This is a genomic window from Trichococcus shcherbakoviae (genome assembly GCF_963666195.1).
In the GTDB taxonomy this organism is placed as follows: domain Bacteria; phylum Bacillota; class Bacilli; order Lactobacillales; family Aerococcaceae; genus Trichococcus; species Trichococcus shcherbakoviae.
Genome location: NZ_OY762653.1, coordinates 2,568,659 through 2,586,223 on the forward strand (window position 1 = coordinate 2,568,659; position 17,565 = coordinate 2,586,223).

The window sequence follows — 17,565 nt, forward strand, 5'->3', positions numbered from 1 at the left end:
TACAACATGTGGTTAAGTTTTTATAATCGTGAAGCAGTCGGGGATACATTAATGTTAACGAAAGGGGATATCGCTGTCCGCCAAGAACAATCCTGCGAATCAAAAGAGAATGTGACGCGCATTTTCAACAACCGTACAAATGAAACGATGGGCTACAATCTGTTTTCGATTTCAGAGACGCTTACGTTGGATGCAAACGGACAAGTTATCCTTTCAGATGAGGAAGTCGCAAAAGTGAATGCTTTGATCCAAGCGGCAGGTTTCAGTGATGCTGTCGTTGTCGATCGCTCACCTAAGTTTGTTGTGGGCTACGTCAAGGAATGCGTGCCGCATGAAGACTCCAACCATCTGTCCGTTACGCAAACGGAAGTGGACAACGGAGAAGTACTGCAGATCGTCTGTGGTGCAGCAAACATCAAAAAAGGGCAACGCGTCGTCGTAGCCAAGCCGGGCGCTGTTATGCCCAGCGGTTTGATCATCTGGCCGGGTGAGTTGCGCGGCGTAGCCAGCCACGGCATGATCTGCTCAGCCAAAGAATTGCAACTGGAAAACGCAAGCCCTAAAAAAGGCATCCTCGTCTTGGATGACAGCTATGCAATAGGCGCAGCATTTTCCAAATAACCCTATGGAATTTTGTCGGAAAAAGAAGTACTATTATAAAGGAATTCCATTGAAACCGGATGTAGAATTACCGGAAGCAAAACAAGAGAGGAGCTGACTGGATGAGTCGCTATGATGGACCAAGTTTTTTTCGGCATGACCATCGTTCAGGAATGGAAGGAAGTCATCCTGCAACAAATAAGTTTGATTTTCCGAATTACCTGAAAAAAGAGGATGAAGAGCATGGCATGCCGGATGAAAAAGGCGATTCTGCACAACCGTCCTCCTACATTTCGCAAGATTTGCTGAACCCAATGGACACGGTCCCGTACATCCGCCACAACAAGGAGGCATTTGTATCCTTCAGGGATAAAGCTGTGAAGCCTGCTGAAGACGTTTTTGCGGTCGAGAAAAAAAGACTGAAGGACGAAAAGCAGAAGGAGCGCCGCACGGAATTGGGCATGCACCCTTTTGCTTCGTACAAGAGCAGAAGGCCTTTCCAACTGACCGAAGTACCGGAACCGTTGAAAGGCTGGGAAAACCTGAAAGAAAAGAAAATCGATTATCGCGCGATTGCGGCATTATTGAAGAAGAACAGCTCGGACTTGCTTATTTTCGAACTTGCGTCACCTGTTGAAGACGATGTGGCTCTGGAGGAAGACAGCGTGGAAACAAGTGAGTTGCAACCGTTGGAAGGCAAATCCAAACGGGCAATGAACCGCTCGCTGCTGGGCATCATGGAGCAGGAACGCTCTTATGATACAGCCGGAAAATTCGTTCATGAGCCTGCCGATTCGGCAAGCCACTCTTATTTTTAGTCATCGGATTGAAACATTAGGCCGATTTGTGCGCTGGGTTGATGATGCAATGAAATTATTGACATGTTTGACCTCAAATTTTAAATAATTTTAAGTATTTTCTTAATCTGCACGTGCTATACTGACTGCGATTCAATAAATGGACAGCAAGTCATCAGGTCCTAAGCGATTGTTTTGAGACACAAACATCAGAAGGTAGCCGAAAGACTAACCTTCCATATTCATTTGGAGGTAATTATGGAAACGGAAACGATTTATCATTTTGTCGGCATCAAAGGTTCTGGGATGAGTGCGTTGGCATTGATCCTGCATGGGAAAGGCTATCGCGTCCAAGGATCGGATGTCGAAACTTATTTCTTTACGCAAAAAGGCTTGGATGATGCTGGCATCACAATCATGCCATTCAGCGAAGCGAACATCACACCGGGTTTAACGGTCATCGCAGGGAATGCTTTCCCTGATTCCCATGAAGAAATCGCGAAAGCAAAAGAAATCGGTTTGACGGTCATCCGCTACCATGATTTCATAGGCGACTTGATCAAAAACTATACGAGTGTCGCCATTACCGGTTCACACGGTAAAACGAGCACGACCGGTTTGTTGTCCCATGTGTTGGACGGGATTGCACCGACAAGCTATCTGATCGGCGATGGCACTGGTTTCGGTCGGGAAGATGCGGAGTATTTTGTGCTGGAAGCCTGTGAATACAGACGTCATTTCCTGGCTTATTCACCGGACTATGCCATCATCACGAACATCGATTTCGATCACCCGGATTACTATAAAGACATCAATGATGTTTACAGCGCATTTGATTCATTTGCATCCCAAGTGAAAAAAGGCGTCATCGCTTGCGGCGAAGATGCGTATGTCCGTGAATTGAAAGGCAAATATCCGGTCACATTTTATGGCTTTGCTGAAGACAATGATGTTGTCGCCAAAAATGTCACAAAAGACACAACCGGCAGTCAGTTCGATGTGGAAATAAATGGCGAAAGGTACGGTCATTTTGAAATCCCGTCATTCGGCACGCATAATATCCTTAACTCATTGGCCATCATCACATTCTGCTGGCTGGAAGGATTGGACAATGACAAGGTAGCTGCGCAACTGAAGACATTCACAGGCGTAAAACGTCGCTTCAGCGAGAAATACATTTCGGATATGGTCGTTATCGATGATTATGCCCATCATCCATCCGAAATCCGCGCTACACTCGATGCGGCCAGACAGAAATACCCTACAAAGGAAATCATTGCGATATTCCAACCGCATACCTTCACGCGTACGGTTGCTCTGCTTAGTGAGTTCGCTGAGTCGTTGGAATTGGCCGACAAGGTCTTCCTTTGCGATATCTTCGGCTCCGCTCGCGAAAAGGACGGACAGGTTTCGATCGGCGATTTGGCCGACAAAATCGAAAAAGGCGCAACGGTATTGAACGTCAACAACATGTCTCCGCTGCTGCAGTTCCATGATGCTGTCGCTATCTTCATGGGCGCCGGGGATGTTCAGAAATTTGAACTGGCTTATGAAGAGCTGTTGAGCCACAGCGTACCAACAACAAATTAATACAGTAGAACGGTTCTGATTTAGAACGGTTCTGAATCCTAGAGTTCTCCGCCTAACGCTGTTCAGGCCCACTCAGCCAAAACCGGGCTGCTTGGTCCTGAACCTCGTTAGTGCTCAAACTCTGAGCTCAGGATTCATCACACACTATTTTAGAACGGTTCTGATTCGCAGATACCGCTCCCGTTTCGCAAACAGAGGATGTCCACAAAAGAGGTGGACATCCTCTGTTCACTCCAACGTCCGGGTATCTAAACGCGAATCATCACACACTATTAGTCCAGGGATCGCTTCCTGGGCTTTTTTGATGCAAGCAAGCGGGGGGCTTGTTCCGGTTTTTGGAATAAATGGTTTCAAACAGCTAAACGGCTTTTATCGGAACGGCGTTTTTGATATGATAGACATATATGTGTTCAAAGAAAGGAAAAGTGAAAATGGGTCTGAAAGATATAAAGCTTGGAAAATCGATTGATGAAATTCAAGAGGGGGATTCGCTGACCGTCACGGAAATCATCGAAGACAAAGATATTTTGCTGTATCTTGGATTGACGAATGACGGAAACCCGCTCTATATTCAACATGATTATTCGCAGACGACTCGGTTTCATAAACCGATCGTGCCAACTGTTTTGTTGGTGGGGATTTTGACGAGCAACGTTTCCAAACATTTACCGGGTCCGGGTTCACATATTGTGGACGTTTCTTTGAATGTGATTGAACCAATCTACCACAACAGCACGATCACGTTCAATTTCGAAGTCGAGCGCGTGGATGAGCGCCGCGAACAAGTGACGATCAGCGTTGTCGGAACGAATATGGAAAATGAACGCGTGTTGGATGCTGAATTGATCGTTGAGACGCCTCGCAAGTTGATTTTTGATGAGGAAGAGAACGTGGTCATGAGCGAGCAAACTGAAGTCGGGGAAGCCGTCGTTTCGGAAGTTGATTCCGCAACCAGCACAGCAGACGATTCAGAATAAGCAGAGTTAGGATGTACACAGATGACTGATAAAAAGAAAAAATTACTATTGGTGGATGGCAGCAGTGTGGCTTTCAGATCCTTTTTCGGATTGCCGAATCTGGATGGGTTCCGCAACAAGAACGGATTGCATACGAACGCGCTCTACGCCTTCAATAATATATTGGAACGCATCTTCCAGACAGAAGAGCCTACGCATCTGTTGGTTGCATTCGATTCAGGTAAAACGACCTTCCGTAATGCCCTTTATGGCGATTACAAAGGCGGGCGTGCCAGCATGCCGTCGGAGTTGTCCGAACAGTGGCCTTATTTCGGCGTCTTGGTCCATGCTTTCGGAGGCAAGACCTATGAATTGGTCAATTATGAAGCCGATGACATCATCGGGACCTACTCGCGGATGGCAGATCAGGCCGGCTATGATGTCGTCATCATTTCAGGCGATAAGGATATGATCCAATTGACGACAGATAATATCCGGGTCGACATCACCGTCAAAGGCGTGTCGGAATTGAAATCCTACACCCCGGACGTCATCCGTGAAGAATACGGCATCGAACCGAAACAGATCATCGACATGAAAGGTCTGATGGGGGATTCCTCGGATAATTATCCGGGCGTCACCAAAGTCGGCGAGAAGACTGCTTTGAAGCTTCTTACCGAATATGGTTCCATCGAAAACCTTTACGAGCATGTCGATGAACTGAAGAAAAGCAAGATGAAAGAAAATCTCATCAATGACAAAGAAAATGCATTCATGAGCAAAACGCTGGCTACGATCGATCTGGATTCGCCGGTGACATTGAAGCTCGATGACCTTGCGGTTGAAGGCAAACAGATCGACAAACTGACCGACTTCTATCGCGAAATGGATTTCAACGGATTCCTGGACAAGCTGGGCGTGGCTTCGGAAGACCGCTCGGAATCCTTCGAAGATATCCATTTCGAAGTCCTGACGGAAATCCGTCCCGAGCATTTTACGGACCGGATGGCTCTGTATGTGGAGATGCTTGAAGACAACTACCACGACGGGAAAATCCTCGCAGTCAGCTGGGGCACGGACGAAAAAATATACACAGCTTCATTGGAAACAGTGCAGGCTAGCCATGCTTTTAAGGAATGGGCTGAGAATGCCGAAGCCAATAAAATCGTGTACGATGGCAAACGGACGATGGTCATGCTGCATTATGCCGGCATCGCGCTGGCAGGTATCGACTTTGATATCCTGCTGGCTTCCTACATCCTGAATGCGAAGGACAACAGCAAAGACCTTGCGCAAGTCGCCCAGGAATACGGCTACAACGATGTCTCCTTTGATGAGGCCATCTACGGAAAAGGCGCTAAAACTGCGGTTCCCGAAGACGCTGTGTTGCATGATCATTTGGCGCGCAAAGTGAAAGCGATCCAAGCGCTGTTTGCCCAATTGAACGCGGAACTGGAAAGTAACGTGCAAAAAGACCTGTATTACGAAATGGAACTGCCTTTGTCGTTTGTCTTAGCGCACATGGAAATCCAGGGGATAAAAGTGGAACCGCAGCGTCTTTTGACAATGAAAGAAGAATTTGCCGGCCGTTTGCTTGAAATCGAGAAAACCATCTATGCCGAAGCGGGGGAAGAGTTCAACATCAACTCACCGAAGCAGCTGGGTGTCATCCTGTTCGAGAAGATGGGCTTGCCCGCCATCAAAAAGACGAAAACGGGCTATTCGACAGCGGTCGATGTGCTGGAAAAACTGCAGGCGCAAGCGCCGATCGTTGAGCACATCCTGAATTACCGACAGTTGTCCAAGTTGCAATCGACCTACGTGGAAGGGCTCTTGAAATTCATCAAACCGGAAACCGGAAAGATCCATACGCGCTATCAACAGACATTGACGCAGACCGGCCGTTTGAGTTCCGTCGATCCGAACCTGCAGAACATCCCGATCCGGATGGAGGAAGGCCGGAAAATCAGACAAGCTTTCGTTCCGCAACAAGAAGGTTGGAAGCTGTTCGCCTCCGACTATTCACAGATCGAATTGCGTGTGCTGGCGCACATTTCCGGGGATGAGCATCTGCGCGAAGCTTTCCTGGAAGGCCAGGATATCCATACTTCGACCGCAATGCGTGTTTTTGGCATCGAGAAACCGGAAGACGTCACCGCCAATCTGCGCCGACAAGCGAAGGCCGTCAATTTTGGCGTTGTTTACGGAATCAGCGACTATGGGTTGTCCCAAAACCTGAACATCACCCGAAAAGCCGCTCAAGAATTCATTGACCGTTATTTCGAAAAATATCCAGGTGTGAAGCAATTTATGGAGGACATCGTCAAAGAAGCGAAAGAGAACGGTTATGTCGAAACGTTATTCCACAGACGCCGCTACCTGCCTGACATCCATAACCGCAACTTCAATCTGCGCTCCTTTGCGGAACGGACTGCCATCAATTCGCCGATCCAAGGCACTGCCGCAGATATCATCAAAGTTGCGATGGTCCGGATGGATAAAGTCCTCAAGGAAAAAGGTCTTCAAGCGAACATGCTGCTGCAGGTTCACGATGAACTGATCTTCGAATGCCCGGAAGAAGAAATTCCGGTATTGGAAAAATTGGTGCCGGAAATCATGGAGCATGCTGTCTCCTTGGCTGTGCCGCTTAAAGTGGACAGTAATTTCGGCGACAGCTGGTATGAAGCAAAATAAACAAGGAACAATCTGATAAAAAGAAAGGGGGCTGCTTATGCCGGAATTGCCAGAAGTAGAAACCATCCGCAAGGGGCTCGTTAACCTTGTCGGAGGAGCCGTTATCATAGATGTAGCCGTCTTTTGGGATCGTATGATCACGCCGCCTTTCTCCACTGAACGGTTCAAGACGGTCCTGCGGGGGGAACAGATCAACACCATCGAACGCCGCGGCAAGTATCTGATTTTCTTGTTGGACCACTGGGCGATGATTTCCCATCTGCGGATGGAAGGTAAATATGAGGTGAGCGAATCCGGTGAACCGATCAAAAAGCATACCCATGTCATTTTTTATCTCGCCGATGGCCGCCAATTGCGTTACCTTGACGTGCGCAAGTTCGGCAAATTCACGCTGTTGCCGATCGAAAAGCGGGATGATTATGAACCTTTCCAAAAGATGGGGCCGGAACCGACCGCGGATTTCTTCAAATTGAGCAAGTTCAAGAAAGATCTTGCCAAGTCGCATCGGGCGATCAAAGCGGTCATCCTTGACCAGAACATTGTTGCCGGCGTCGGAAATATCTATGCGGATGAGTCGCTTTTCCAAGCCAGAATCCATCCCCTTCAAGCAGCCGACACAATCGGGCCGGCTGCAGCCAAAAGACTGCAGGAAGCCATCATCGATGTGATCAGCAGATCGGTGGAAGCCGGAGGGTCGACTATCCGGACCTACAAAAACACGTTGGGTGAGGCAGGTAAATTCCAAGTCTCCCTTGCCGTCTACGGACAGACCGGACAACCTTGTCCAAACTGCGGCCATCCGATCGAAAAAATAAGGGTTGCACAGAGAGGGACGCATTATTGTCCGCATTGTCAACAACTGTCGAAGACGCGTTCGAAGGCAGCAGACATCACCGACGTTGCGTACAAAGGGGCGAGATAAACGAACATGAGTTATATATTGGGTCTTACAGGAAGCATCGCTACAGGGAAATCGACTGTAGCGAAGCTGTTTTTGTCTGCGGGCATTCCGGTTGTCGATGCAGACTTGGGAGCAAGGGCTGTCGTTCTTCCGGGTGCGCCGGGGTTAGCGGACATCATCGAACATTTTGGGGAAGCCTATCTGCTGCCTGATGGCACGCTGGATCGCAAACGTTTGGGAACGCTGATCTTTTCGGATAGGGAGAAGCGTAAAGAACTGGATGTGTTGCTGAAGGAGCGCATCAATGATTGGATACAGGCAGAAAAAGAACGCTATATTTCGGAAGGGCACAATTTGATCGTGCTGGATATTCCATTGCTGTACGAAGGCGGGTATGAGGACAGCTGCGATGCCGTGATGGTCGTCTATGTTCCGGAAGAGCTGCAATTGCAAAGGCTGATGAGCCGCAATCATTTGGATGCGGAGGAAGCCACCCGGAGAATGCAAAGTCAGCTTTCGATCGAAAAGAAAAAAGAGCTGGCGGACTTTGTCATCGACAATTCCAGGACGATCGAAGAAACTGAAAAACAAGTCAACGAATGGCTGCATGGACATCTTTCCGCCTAGCCTGATGGTCTCGGAAAGACCATCTTTTCAAGGTTTTTGAGCCACAAGTATGTTATAATGAAGCGATAATAAAGGAAAGAAAAGGGGGAAAGCCGATGCAATGCCCAAAATGTCACTATCACGGATCGCGTGTTGTCGATAGTCGTCCGGCTGATGACGGGAAAGCCATCCGCCGCCGTCGCGAATGCGAACAATGCCATTTCCGCTTCACTACATTCGAAAGGATCGAGCAAACGCCGTTGCTTGTCATCAAAAAAAATGGCGCGCGCGAAGAGTTCAGCCGTGAAAAGTTGTTGCGGGGATTGATCCGCTCCTGCGAAAAACGGCCGATCGCCCTCGAACAACTGGAGACTGTCGTCAATGAGGTGGAAGCCGAAATCCGAGCGCTTGGAGAAAATGAAGTATCCAGCATCGTCATCGGGGAATACGTCATGGATAAGTTATCCAAAATAGACGACGTCGCCTATATCCGTTTCGCAAGTGTTTACCGCCAATTTTCGGATCGGAAAACCTTCCTTGATGAATTGAAGAACATGGAGAAGAAAAAAGCCGAACAAGCGGCTGCTGAAGCTTCAGACATCCAACCATCCGATGCTCCTCCGAACGAGGCAGCCCCCGGAAAGGAAGACAATGAACAATGAGCTATCCATGGCAAAACATAAGTCCTAAGGATCCTTTCAGAGCAAGCCAGACGAACTTGATTTCCGATGTGGACCGCAAAATCCTGACCCAATTGTATCAGCCCATCATCGGGCCGCAAGCATTCAGCCTCTATTTGACGCTGCTTGCGGAGATTCCGCAGGAGAGCTATTGGAGCAAGGAGTTGCTTCACACCGAATTATTGGCTCTATCGAACAGCGGAATCCAAGAGTTCTATCAAGCGCGCGTGAAATTGGAAGGGATCGGTTTGCTGAAGACATTTCTGGTAAACGAGCCTGAGAAGCAGTACCTATACGAATTGCAGCAGCCGCTGTCCAGTCATGCTTTTTTCAGTGATGACCTGATGGGGTTGCTGTTATATGAAAAAGTCGGCGAAAGGAAATACCGCGAGTTGCAACAGCGGTTCAGCCGGCAAGTCCGCGACGTAAAAAATGCGGAAAATATCACCAAGTCCTTTTTGGATGTTTTTTCTTTCTCGGAAAGTGCCTTTACGGAGCAAGCGCGGATGAGGCAGAACGATAATACGTTGTTGGGGGATAACGCGGCAAGCCTGCCCGTGATCGAGAACGATGGGTTTGACTTCTCGTTTTTCCGGCAGCTGTTGAACAAGCAATTCGTCAAACGTGAATCCATCACAAAGGAATTGGAGCACACGATCACTATCCTCTACACGCTGTATGGTTGCGACGAACTGCAGATGGCCCAGTTCATTCTGGAGGCCGCTGACATCGAATCAGGCAAAGTGGATGGAGAAGCGCTCAAAAAAATTGTATCCGATGCCTATGAACAGAGACACAGCACCCGGTTGGAAGTAAAGGACAAAGTCACCCAGAGCATCCAACTGGCTAAAGATACTGAAAAAGGCCGGGAACAAAAATTGATTCAGGCGCGCTTTTCCAGTGAAGAGATCTCGTTCATCAAGGCGTGCGAACAATTGACGCCGCATCAATTTTTGACCAGCATCAAAAAGCAGAAAGGCGGCATCGTGACCGCCTCGGAGACGCAATTGCTGCGTACGCTGATGGAAAAGGCTGATTTCAAACCGAGTGTGCTCAACGTATTGACGCACTATGTGTTGGTCATCCTCAACAATCCGCATCTTTCCAAGGCCTATGTGGAAGCCATCGCAAACGATTGGCTGCAGGACGGCGTCGATTCGCCCGAAAAAGCGTTGGCGAAAGCGAAGCAATTCGCCGGCGAGATGAAAGCGAAAGCGGAGAAGCGGGCAGCCAGCCGAACGACCGCAAAGAATTATGGGAAAACGGTGGCGCGCAAGAAAGAAAACTTGCCGGATTGGGCTAAAGAGGAACATAAGTCGGTTGTGGAAACACCGCTGACGCCGGAAGCGCAACAAAAACTGAATGAACGCATCAAAAAATTAAAGAGTAGCGGAAAGGCAGGGGATGAGTGATGGATCATATCGGAAGAGCATTCTACAAATATATGAATAATCCCGAAATCAGCCAACGCTACAAAGGCATGATCGACACAATCATGAAGGATGCCGATGTTCAAGCGTTCTTCCAGAAACACGAAGAACGCCTGACGCGGGAAATCGTCGAGAGAAGTTATTCAAAATTGCACGAATATGTGCAGGAAAAAGAGAAGATCAAGCTGGGGAAAGAATCGCAGAATCCAGGCTATGAGCCACACCTTGTATTGAATGCCGGTTACATAGATGTCGTCTACACACCGACGGACGAGACGATGGCAAAGGAAAAAGAAAAGGAATTGCGGAGCCGCGTCCATTCGATGTCGATGCCGAAGGATGTCCGCACGGCGACATTGGATCGCTTTGTCCAATCGAACGAGCGGATGCCGGCCATTCTGGAATCGTTGAATTTCATTGATTCATTCAATGGGAATCCGAAAGTGCATCACCAAGCGCTTTATTTCTATGGTCCATTCGGAGTAGGGAAATCCTATCTGTTGGGTGCGATTGCGCATGAATTGGCGATGGGTGGCCATCTGACGACACTGATGCATTACCCGACCTTCACGATGGAGATGAAGCAGGCGATCCAGAGCAACACGGTCAACGAAAAGATCGATGCCGTGAAGAAGGCGGAGATCCTGATGTTGGACGACATCGGAGCGGAAGCCAATTCCACCTGGATCCGTGATGAAGTGCTCGGCGTCATCCTCCAGTACCGGATGCAGGAAGACTTGCCGACATTCTTCAGTTCCAACTTTACGATGCAGCAGTTGGAGGAGCATTTGCGCATGGGCAACCGGGGCGATGACGAGCCGATGAAGGCGAAACGTCTGATGGAGCGGATCCGCTTCTTATCGCGCGAGATTCCTATGACCGGGAAGAACCGCCGCTTCGAGCAGTAGGCACGATTTCCTAAATTGTCATGACTCTTGCGATTTCAATCGCTTAGTCCTGTCATCAGGCCATCCAACTGGTCTCGTAGTGAGGCCCTCTGATGTCGCACTGTGACATCAGAGTACTTGACCGTTTAGGTCACAGTGTTTCCTTAATCAGGGCTAAGCGAACCCGTTCAGCTTTTCTTATTTTAAACTTGAAAACAATTGTTTTTTGTGTTTAAATGGACTACAGATGAAACGAAAGACAAATCGATGAGAAAGACACCGATGGATGAACTGATTTTTAGCGAGGGATGGCTTGGTGGAACATCCTAATCAATCATGTATCGACCCCTTTCGAGAGATTCCCTGAAACTGCAGTAGGGGGAAACGGTACGCTCGTTATCGCGTTCAAGTAAGGATGAGACAGAATCTTAAGCGGATGCCTGTCGCACTCTTTGAATTTGGGTGGAACCACGTAGACACGTCCCATTTCCGGCACAAGCTGGGGATGGGCTTTTTTTATTGCCTTTTTTAACATGAATGAATTTACACAAAAGTTCATTCATCTAAAAAAGTTGTCCAGCTTCACGGGTTAGCCCTTCGGAAATTAGATAAATCGTACCTATTGCGCTCTACGATGCTCAGTCGGCACGATTTCCTAAATTTCTTTCAGGGCTGTACGAACCCGTTCAGCATTTCTTATCTTCACCGTACGTACAGAATTTAATTAATTGGAGGAATCAGCATGTCAGAAATCAAAATCACTTTTCCTGATGGCGCCGTAAAAGTATTCGAAGCCGGCGTAACAGTGGAAGAAGTAGCAAAAAGCATCAGCAACAGCCTGGCCAAAAAGGCTTTGGCAGGGAAATTCAACGGGGAATTGGTGGATTTCACCCGTTCATTGGAGACGAATGGTTCGCTTGAAATCGTGACACCGGATCACGCAGACGGATTGGGTATCCTGCGCCACTCGACTGCCCACTTGATGGCGCACGCCTTGACGCGCTTGTTCCCTGAAATCCATTTCGGTGTCGGCCCAGCGATCGAAACTGGTTTCTACTATGATACCGATATGGAAGTGCAGCTTGCCGAAGAGGACTTACCGAAAGTCGAAGCGGAAATGATGAACATCGTGAAGGCGAACTATCCGATCGTCAGACGTGAAGTGAGCCGCGCGGAAGCATTGGAAATCTTCGCAAACGACCCTTACAAAGTCGAATTGATCACAGCGTTGCCTGAGGGTGACGTCATCACTGTCTACACGCAAGATGACTTCACTGACCTTTGCCGCGGTGTCCACGTGCCGGCAACAGGCAAAATCCAAGTCTTCAAGTTGTTGTCATTGGCGGGTGCCTACTGGAGAGGGAACTCGAACAACAAAATGATGCAACGTGTGTACGGAACAGCCTTCTTCGATAAAAAAGCCTTGGCTGAATTCATCAAAATGCGCGAAGAAGCAAAAGAACGCGATCACCGCAAATTAGGCAAAGAGCTGGACTTGTTCATGATTTCCCCTGAAGTCGGTTCCGGCCTGCCTTTCTGGTTGCCTAAAGGCGCAACGATCCGTCGCACGCTTGAGCGTTACATTGTCGATAAAGAAGTGAGCCTGGGTTACCAGCACGTCTACACACCAATCATGGCGAATGTGGAATTGTACAAGACTTCCGGCCACTGGGACCACTACCATGAGGACATGTTCCCGCCGATGGATATGGGCGATGGCGAAATGTTGGTGTTGCGTCCGATGAACTGTCCTCACCACATGATGGTCTACAAGAACGACATCCACAGCTACCGCGAATTGCCGATCCGCATCGCCGAATTGGGCATGATGCACCGTTACGAAAAGAGTGGCGCTTTGTCCGGTCTTCAACGCGTACGCGAAATGACTCTGAATGATGCCCACGCATTTGTCCGTCCGGATCAGATCAAGGACGAGTTCAAACGTGTGCTGCAGTTGGTCATGGATGTTTATGCGGACTTCCAGATCAGCGATTACCGTTTCCGTCTGAGCTACCGTGATCCAGAAGACAAAGTGAAATACTTCGATGACGATGATATGTGGAACAAAGCGGAAGCGATGCTGAAGGAAGCGATGGACGAATTCGGTTTGGAATACTTCGAAGCTGTCGGCGAAGCTGCTTTCTACGGCCCTAAATTGGATGTACAGTTCAAGACAGCGATGGGTTTGGAGGAAACGATGTCCACTATCCAATTGGACTTCCTGTTGCCTGAGCGCTTTGACCTGACTTATGTCGGCGAAGACGGCGAAAACAACCACCGTCCTGTCGTCATCCACCGTGGCGTCATCTCCACAATGGAGCGTTTTGTGGCGTATCTGATCGAAGAGTATAAAGGTGCCTTCCCGGTATGGTTGGCTCCTGTCCAAGCAACAATCATCCCTGTCAACCTTGATCTGCATGCCGATCAAGCATATGAACTGAAAGCCGTAATGGAACAGTTGGGTATGCGCGTCGAAGTTGATGACCGCAACGAGAAGATGGGTTACAAAATTCGTGCTTCCCAGACTCAAAAAATACCTTACCAATTGGTCATCGGCGATCAGGAATTGCTGAACGGAACCGTAACTGTCCGCCGTTATGGCTCGAAAGAAATGGTTACTTTCAGCATGGATGATTTCTTGGCTGAGGTTCAATCTGAAATCAAAAACTTCAAATAATCTTATCAAATCCACATCTTTCTGAGCAAATCATGATACAATAAGTTTCAGTGATGTAGCTTTGATTCTGTTAGCTTGATGAAGGCCCGGAACATGGCAGTTTGTGTTCCGGGCCTTCATTTTCTTATATATTTTGCTTGATAGGGGATGAAGAGTTTATGTTAAGAGATGAATTGATGAATATGCTGGACGGCCGCGAAGATGACATGATCGCTCTGCGCCGTCATTTCCATGAGCATCCTGAACTGTCATTCGACGAGAAGGAGACGGCTGCGTTCATCGCCCGTTTCTATGAAAATAAATCGGTTGATGTGCAGACGAACGTCGGCAATGGCTATGGCATCGTCGTCACGATCGACGGGAAACAACCAGGGCGCACCATCGCGCTGCGGGCGGATTTCGATGCGCTGCAGATCGAAGAACAGACAGGTCTGCCGTTCGCATCCAAAAATCCAGGAGTCATGCATGCGTGCGGACATGACGGACACACTGCCTATCTGATGGTCTTGGCAGATTGTCTGATCCGCCTGCGGGACCAATGGGAAGGGACCGTCAAAATCGTGCACCAACATGCCGAAGAAATGGCCCCGGCCGGCGCCAAGAGCATCATGGACTCTGGTTTGCTTGATGATGTAGATGAAATCTACGGCATCCATTTCTACCCGGACTATGAAGTCGGCACCGTCTTTTACACCAGCGGCTACGCCTATGCTGGCTGCAGCGACATAAAAGTCACGATTCAAGGAAAAGGCGGACATGGTTCGCAACCGCACCGGTCCAATGATGCGATTGTGGCGGCTTCCAGCTTCGTGATGAACCTGCAGACCATCGTTTCCCGACGCATCAACCCTTATGACATGGCTGTCGTGACGATCGGCTCCTTCGAAGCGGTCGGCAGCAGCAATGTCATCAAGGACAGCCTGATTCTGCGTGGGGATGCCCGTTACATGGATCTTGAGGTCGGAAAGGTCATCGAGGAGCATTTCCACCGGATTGCCCGCGGTCTTGAGGAGATGTACGACGTGAAAGTGGAGATCGACTACAACTCCGATTACCCGCCTTTGTACAATCATCCGAAAGAGACCGAGCAAGCAGCCGCTGTTCTGGAAAAAAATGGTGTCGGCTCTTACTTGGAGCAGGTCATCGCAACTTCTGCCAACACTGGAGCGGAGGATTTCGGACAGTATCTGCTGAAGATCCCCGGTGCTTTCCTGAATGTCGGCGCCCGTCCGAACCAGGCAGAAGTTTTCAATAATCATCACCCGAAATTCGACATCAATGAAAAAGCTCTATTGGTCGCGGCTAAAGCAGTCGCAGACATCACCCTTGCGGCGTTAGCCGCGGAATGAGCGTTTAGGAGGATAAACATGGATTTAGAAAAGATAGAAACCGCCGTCCAAATGATTTTGGAGGCGATCGGGGAAGATCCGAACCGCTCAGGGCTGCAGGATACACCGAAGCGGGTGGCGCGCATGTATGCGGAAATTTTTTCCGGAGTCGAGAAAGACCCTGCCGATCACGCTAAGGTGGTCTTCCATGAAGATACCGACGAAATCGTATTAGTGAAGGACATTCCTTTTTATTCCACTTGCGAACATCATCTGGTGCCGTTTTTCGGGGTAGGCCATATCGCTTATATGCCGAAGGATGGACAGGTAATCGGTTTGAGCAAGTTGGCGCGTATCCTGGATGAGGTCAGCAAAAAGCCGCAGATCCAGGAACGGATCACGACGACGGTTGCGGATATCCTGATGGAGCATTTGCAACCGCAAGGAGTCATGGTGGTTTTGGAAGCCGAGCATATGTGCATGACGATGCGGGGCGTGAAAAAACCTGGCAGCAAGACAGTGACATCCGCAGTCCGTGGCGCATTCAAACAATCATTCAAATCCAGAAGCGAAGTGTTGGAATTAATCAAACTGTAGAAAAATTACACGCTGATGAGGAGAATGTATCTTGAAATTAACGACGAAGACAAAAATATATGACCTGTCGCAGCGCAGTTACATCATGGGGATCCTGAATGTGACGCCGGACTCGTTTTCCGACGGCGGGGAGTGGAACACGGTCGAAAAAGCCGTTGCCCACGCGCTCGAAATGGTTGCGGATGGCGCCGACATCATCGACATCGGTGGAGAATCAACACGCCCGGGCCACATCCAAATCTCTGATGAAGAGGAAATTGCGCGCATTGTGCCGGTCATTGAAGCAGTCAAAAAGGCGGTCGATGTGCCGCTTTCAATCGACACCTACAAGTCGGCGGTCGCCCGTGCGGCTTGCGAAGCCGGCATCGATATCATCAACGACATCTGGGGCTGCAAGTACGATCCCGAGATCGCAGCAGTCGCAGCAGCATTTGATGTGCCGATCATTTTGATGCACAACCGGGAAAAGCCGGATTATGCCTTTTTGATTGAGGATATGCTGGCCGACTTGGCGGAGAGCGTGCGGATTGCAGTTTCGGCAGGCGTCAAACGAGAAAACATCATCCTGGATCCTGGCTGCGGATTCGGGAAAACCTATGAAGACAATTTGAATGTGGTCCATCATCTGAAGCGGTTTACGGAGCTAGGTTACCCAGTGCTCTTGGGAACGTCCCGCAAACGGTTCATCGGAACGGCGCTGGGGGATCTCCCTTTCAAGGAACGCGATCTGGGGACCGCCGCAACGACTGCGTTGGGCATCGTGAACGGCGCCCAGCTGTTCCGTGTGCACAATGTGAGGGCCAATGCGGAAATGGCAAGGATGATGGATATCATGTTGAAAAAAGGAGAGAGCCCGATTGGATAAAATCTATTTGAATAATCTGCAATTCTATGCCTTTCATGGATTGAATGCAGAAGAAAAGGTGTTGGGACAACGCTTCAACGTAGATGTTGTGCTGCACACCGATACAAAAAAAGCCGGCTACAGCGACAAAATGGAGGATTCGATCCATTACGGACATGCCTACAAGGCCGTCAAAGCGGTAGTGGAGGGCGAAAATTTCAACCTGATCGAAGCTTTGGCGGAGCATATCGCCATCGCTTTGTTTGCGCGCTTCGACGGGCTGCAGGCTTGCCAAGTGAAAGTGATCAAACCGGATCCGCCGATAGTCGGCCATTATGATTCCGTTGCGGTTGAAATCTACCGCGAAAGGGAAGGGAGCTAAGCCCATGCCAGTCGTGTACATCGCCTTAGGCACGAATCTGGAACCGCGCGCTGCCCATCTCGAAAAAGCTTTGGAGATCTTCCGGTCTTTGCCGGATGTGGAAGTGAAGCGCGTATCATCTATTTATGAATCGAAACCCGTCGGCTACCTCGACCAACCGGATTTCCTGAACCTTGTGTTCGAAGCAGAAACGGATCTGTTGCCATTGGACTTGCTGGACAGCTGCCAAAGCATCGAGCAGGAACTCGGCAGGGTGCGGACCATCCGCTTCGGCCCGCGCACCTTGGATGTCGATATTGTTTTGTACGGAGTGGAGAGTATCAAAGAAGAACGGCTGACCGTGCCGCATCCAAGGATGCAGGAGCGTTCCTTCGTGCTGTTGCCGCTGCAGGAACTGAATCCGGAGTATGTCGTTCCGGAATGGAACAAAACAGTCAATGAATTGGTGGCAGAATTGCCAGCGAATGATCTCAAAGAAATCTGGAAATACGCACCGGAATCCTGAATGTCTGAACTTATATTGAAAATGAATATTTTTGTTGAAATGTTCTTGACGTTTTCATCTAAACAAGGTATACTATAAAAGTTGAGAAATT

At 49.0% G+C, this 17,565-nt stretch carries 16 protein-coding genes; all 16 read left to right on the plus strand.

Annotated features, from left to right (window positions below):
• Positions 1-6 precede the first annotated feature (6 nt).
• The 16 genes from ytpR (at position 7) to folK (ending at position 17,474) form a co-directional block, all read left to right on the plus strand.
• Positions 7-621, plus strand: a complete 615-nt coding sequence (gene ytpR, locus ACKPBX_RS12160) for a YtpR family tRNA-binding protein (RefSeq protein ID WP_119093195.1) — start codon at positions 7-9, stop codon at positions 619-621.
• A gap of 101 nt (positions 622-722) precedes the next feature.
• Positions 723-1,418 (plus strand): hypothetical protein, encoded by a 696-nt coding sequence (locus ACKPBX_RS12165; RefSeq protein ID WP_119093194.1) that lies wholly within the window; start codon positions 723-725, stop codon positions 1,416-1,418.
• A gap of 237 nt (positions 1,419-1,655) precedes the next feature.
• Positions 1,656-2,987: a UDP-N-acetylmuramate--L-alanine ligase gene (gene murC / locus ACKPBX_RS12170; RefSeq protein WP_086628395.1), complete on the plus strand. Its 1,332-nt coding sequence runs from the start codon at positions 1,656-1,658 to the stop codon at positions 2,985-2,987.
• Between the two features lie 431 nt (positions 2,988-3,418).
• A complete protein-coding gene (locus ACKPBX_RS12175) occupies positions 3,419-3,964 on the plus strand; it encodes a MaoC/PaaZ C-terminal domain-containing protein (protein WP_086628394.1) in 546 nt (181 codons plus the stop codon).
• 21 nt (positions 3,965-3,985) lie between these two features.
• Positions 3,986-6,637 (plus strand): DNA polymerase I, encoded by a 2,652-nt coding sequence (polA, locus tag ACKPBX_RS12180; protein ID WP_319995534.1) that lies wholly within the window; start codon positions 3,986-3,988, stop codon positions 6,635-6,637.
• A 37-nt stretch (positions 6,638-6,674) separates the two neighbouring features.
• Positions 6,675-7,559, plus strand: coding sequence for a DNA-formamidopyrimidine glycosylase (gene mutM / locus ACKPBX_RS12185; protein WP_119093192.1), 885 nt, complete (start codon positions 6,675-6,677; stop codon positions 7,557-7,559).
• A gap of 6 nt (positions 7,560-7,565) precedes the next feature.
• Positions 7,566-8,165, plus strand: coding sequence for a dephospho-CoA kinase (gene coaE / locus ACKPBX_RS12190; protein ID WP_119093191.1), 600 nt, complete (start codon positions 7,566-7,568; stop codon positions 8,163-8,165).
• Between the two features lie 95 nt (positions 8,166-8,260).
• On the plus strand, positions 8,261-8,806 hold the full coding sequence (gene nrdR, locus ACKPBX_RS12195; RefSeq protein WP_119093190.1) for a transcriptional regulator NrdR: 546 nt from the start codon (positions 8,261-8,263) through the stop codon (positions 8,804-8,806).
• A complete protein-coding gene (locus ACKPBX_RS12200) occupies positions 8,803-10,236 on the plus strand; it encodes a replication initiation and membrane attachment family protein (protein ID WP_119093189.1) in 1,434 nt (477 codons plus the stop codon). The genes nrdR and ACKPBX_RS12200 overlap by 4 nt, the downstream gene beginning before the upstream one ends.
• Entirely contained in the window at positions 10,236-11,162 is a 927-nt protein-coding gene (gene dnaI / locus ACKPBX_RS12205) for a primosomal protein DnaI (RefSeq protein ID WP_119093188.1), read from the plus strand. The genes ACKPBX_RS12200 and dnaI overlap by 1 nt, the downstream gene beginning before the upstream one ends.
• Before the next feature lie 721 nt (positions 11,163-11,883).
• Positions 11,884-13,818, plus strand: a complete 1,935-nt coding sequence (gene thrS, locus ACKPBX_RS12210) for a threonine--tRNA ligase (RefSeq protein ID WP_086628387.1) — start codon at positions 11,884-11,886, stop codon at positions 13,816-13,818.
• 158 nt (positions 13,819-13,976) lie between these two features.
• Entirely contained in the window at positions 13,977-15,167 is a 1,191-nt protein-coding gene (locus tag ACKPBX_RS12215) for an amidohydrolase (protein ID WP_119093187.1), read from the plus strand.
• 18 nt (positions 15,168-15,185) lie between these two features.
• Entirely contained in the window at positions 15,186-15,743 is a 558-nt protein-coding gene (gene folE, locus ACKPBX_RS12220) for a GTP cyclohydrolase I FolE (protein ID WP_106450871.1), read from the plus strand.
• A 31-nt stretch (positions 15,744-15,774) separates the two neighbouring features.
• Positions 15,775-16,608, plus strand: a complete 834-nt coding sequence (gene folP / locus ACKPBX_RS12225) for a dihydropteroate synthase (RefSeq protein WP_233436802.1) — start codon at positions 15,775-15,777, stop codon at positions 16,606-16,608.
• Positions 16,601-16,969 carry a dihydroneopterin aldolase gene (gene folB / locus ACKPBX_RS12230; RefSeq protein WP_068559928.1) on the plus strand — a complete coding sequence of 123 codons (369 nt, stop codon included), beginning with the start codon at positions 16,601-16,603 and terminating at the stop codon, positions 16,967-16,969. The genes folP and folB overlap by 8 nt, the downstream gene beginning before the upstream one ends.
• A 4-nt stretch (positions 16,970-16,973) precedes the next feature.
• Positions 16,974-17,474 carry a 2-amino-4-hydroxy-6-hydroxymethyldihydropteridine diphosphokinase gene (gene folK / locus ACKPBX_RS12235; protein ID WP_119093186.1) on the plus strand — a complete coding sequence of 167 codons (501 nt, stop codon included), beginning with the start codon at positions 16,974-16,976 and terminating at the stop codon, positions 17,472-17,474.
• Positions 17,475-17,565 lie beyond the last annotated feature (91 nt).

Bases quoted from the DNA above. Each gene is read 5' to 3' on its own strand.
- ytpR (WP_119093195.1), top strand. From the start codon at position 7: ATGTGGTTAAGTTTTTATAATCGTGAAGCAGTCGGGGATACATTAATG.
- ACKPBX_RS12165 (WP_119093194.1), top strand. From the start codon at position 723: ATGAGTCGCTATGATGGACCAAGTTTTTTTCGGCATGACCATCGTTCA.
- murC (WP_086628395.1), top strand. From the start codon at position 1,656: ATGGAAACGGAAACGATTTATCATTTTGTCGGCATCAAAGGTTCTGGG.
- ACKPBX_RS12175 (WP_086628394.1), top strand. From the start codon at position 3,419: ATGGGTCTGAAAGATATAAAGCTTGGAAAATCGATTGATGAAATTCAA.
- polA (WP_319995534.1), top strand. From the start codon at position 3,986: ATGACTGATAAAAAGAAAAAATTACTATTGGTGGATGGCAGCAGTGTG.
- mutM (WP_119093192.1), top strand. From the start codon at position 6,675: ATGCCGGAATTGCCAGAAGTAGAAACCATCCGCAAGGGGCTCGTTAAC.
- coaE (WP_119093191.1), top strand. From the start codon at position 7,566: ATGAGTTATATATTGGGTCTTACAGGAAGCATCGCTACAGGGAAATCG.
- nrdR (WP_119093190.1), top strand. From the start codon at position 8,261: ATGCAATGCCCAAAATGTCACTATCACGGATCGCGTGTTGTCGATAGT.
- ACKPBX_RS12200 (WP_119093189.1), top strand. From the start codon at position 8,803: ATGAGCTATCCATGGCAAAACATAAGTCCTAAGGATCCTTTCAGAGCA.
- dnaI (WP_119093188.1), top strand. From the start codon at position 10,236: ATGGATCATATCGGAAGAGCATTCTACAAATATATGAATAATCCCGAA.
- thrS (WP_086628387.1), top strand. From the start codon at position 11,884: ATGTCAGAAATCAAAATCACTTTTCCTGATGGCGCCGTAAAAGTATTC.
- ACKPBX_RS12215 (WP_119093187.1), top strand. From the start codon at position 13,977: ATGTTAAGAGATGAATTGATGAATATGCTGGACGGCCGCGAAGATGAC.
- folE (WP_106450871.1), top strand. From the start codon at position 15,186: ATGGATTTAGAAAAGATAGAAACCGCCGTCCAAATGATTTTGGAGGCG.
- folK (WP_119093186.1), top strand. From the start codon at position 16,974: ATGCCAGTCGTGTACATCGCCTTAGGCACGAATCTGGAACCGCGCGCT.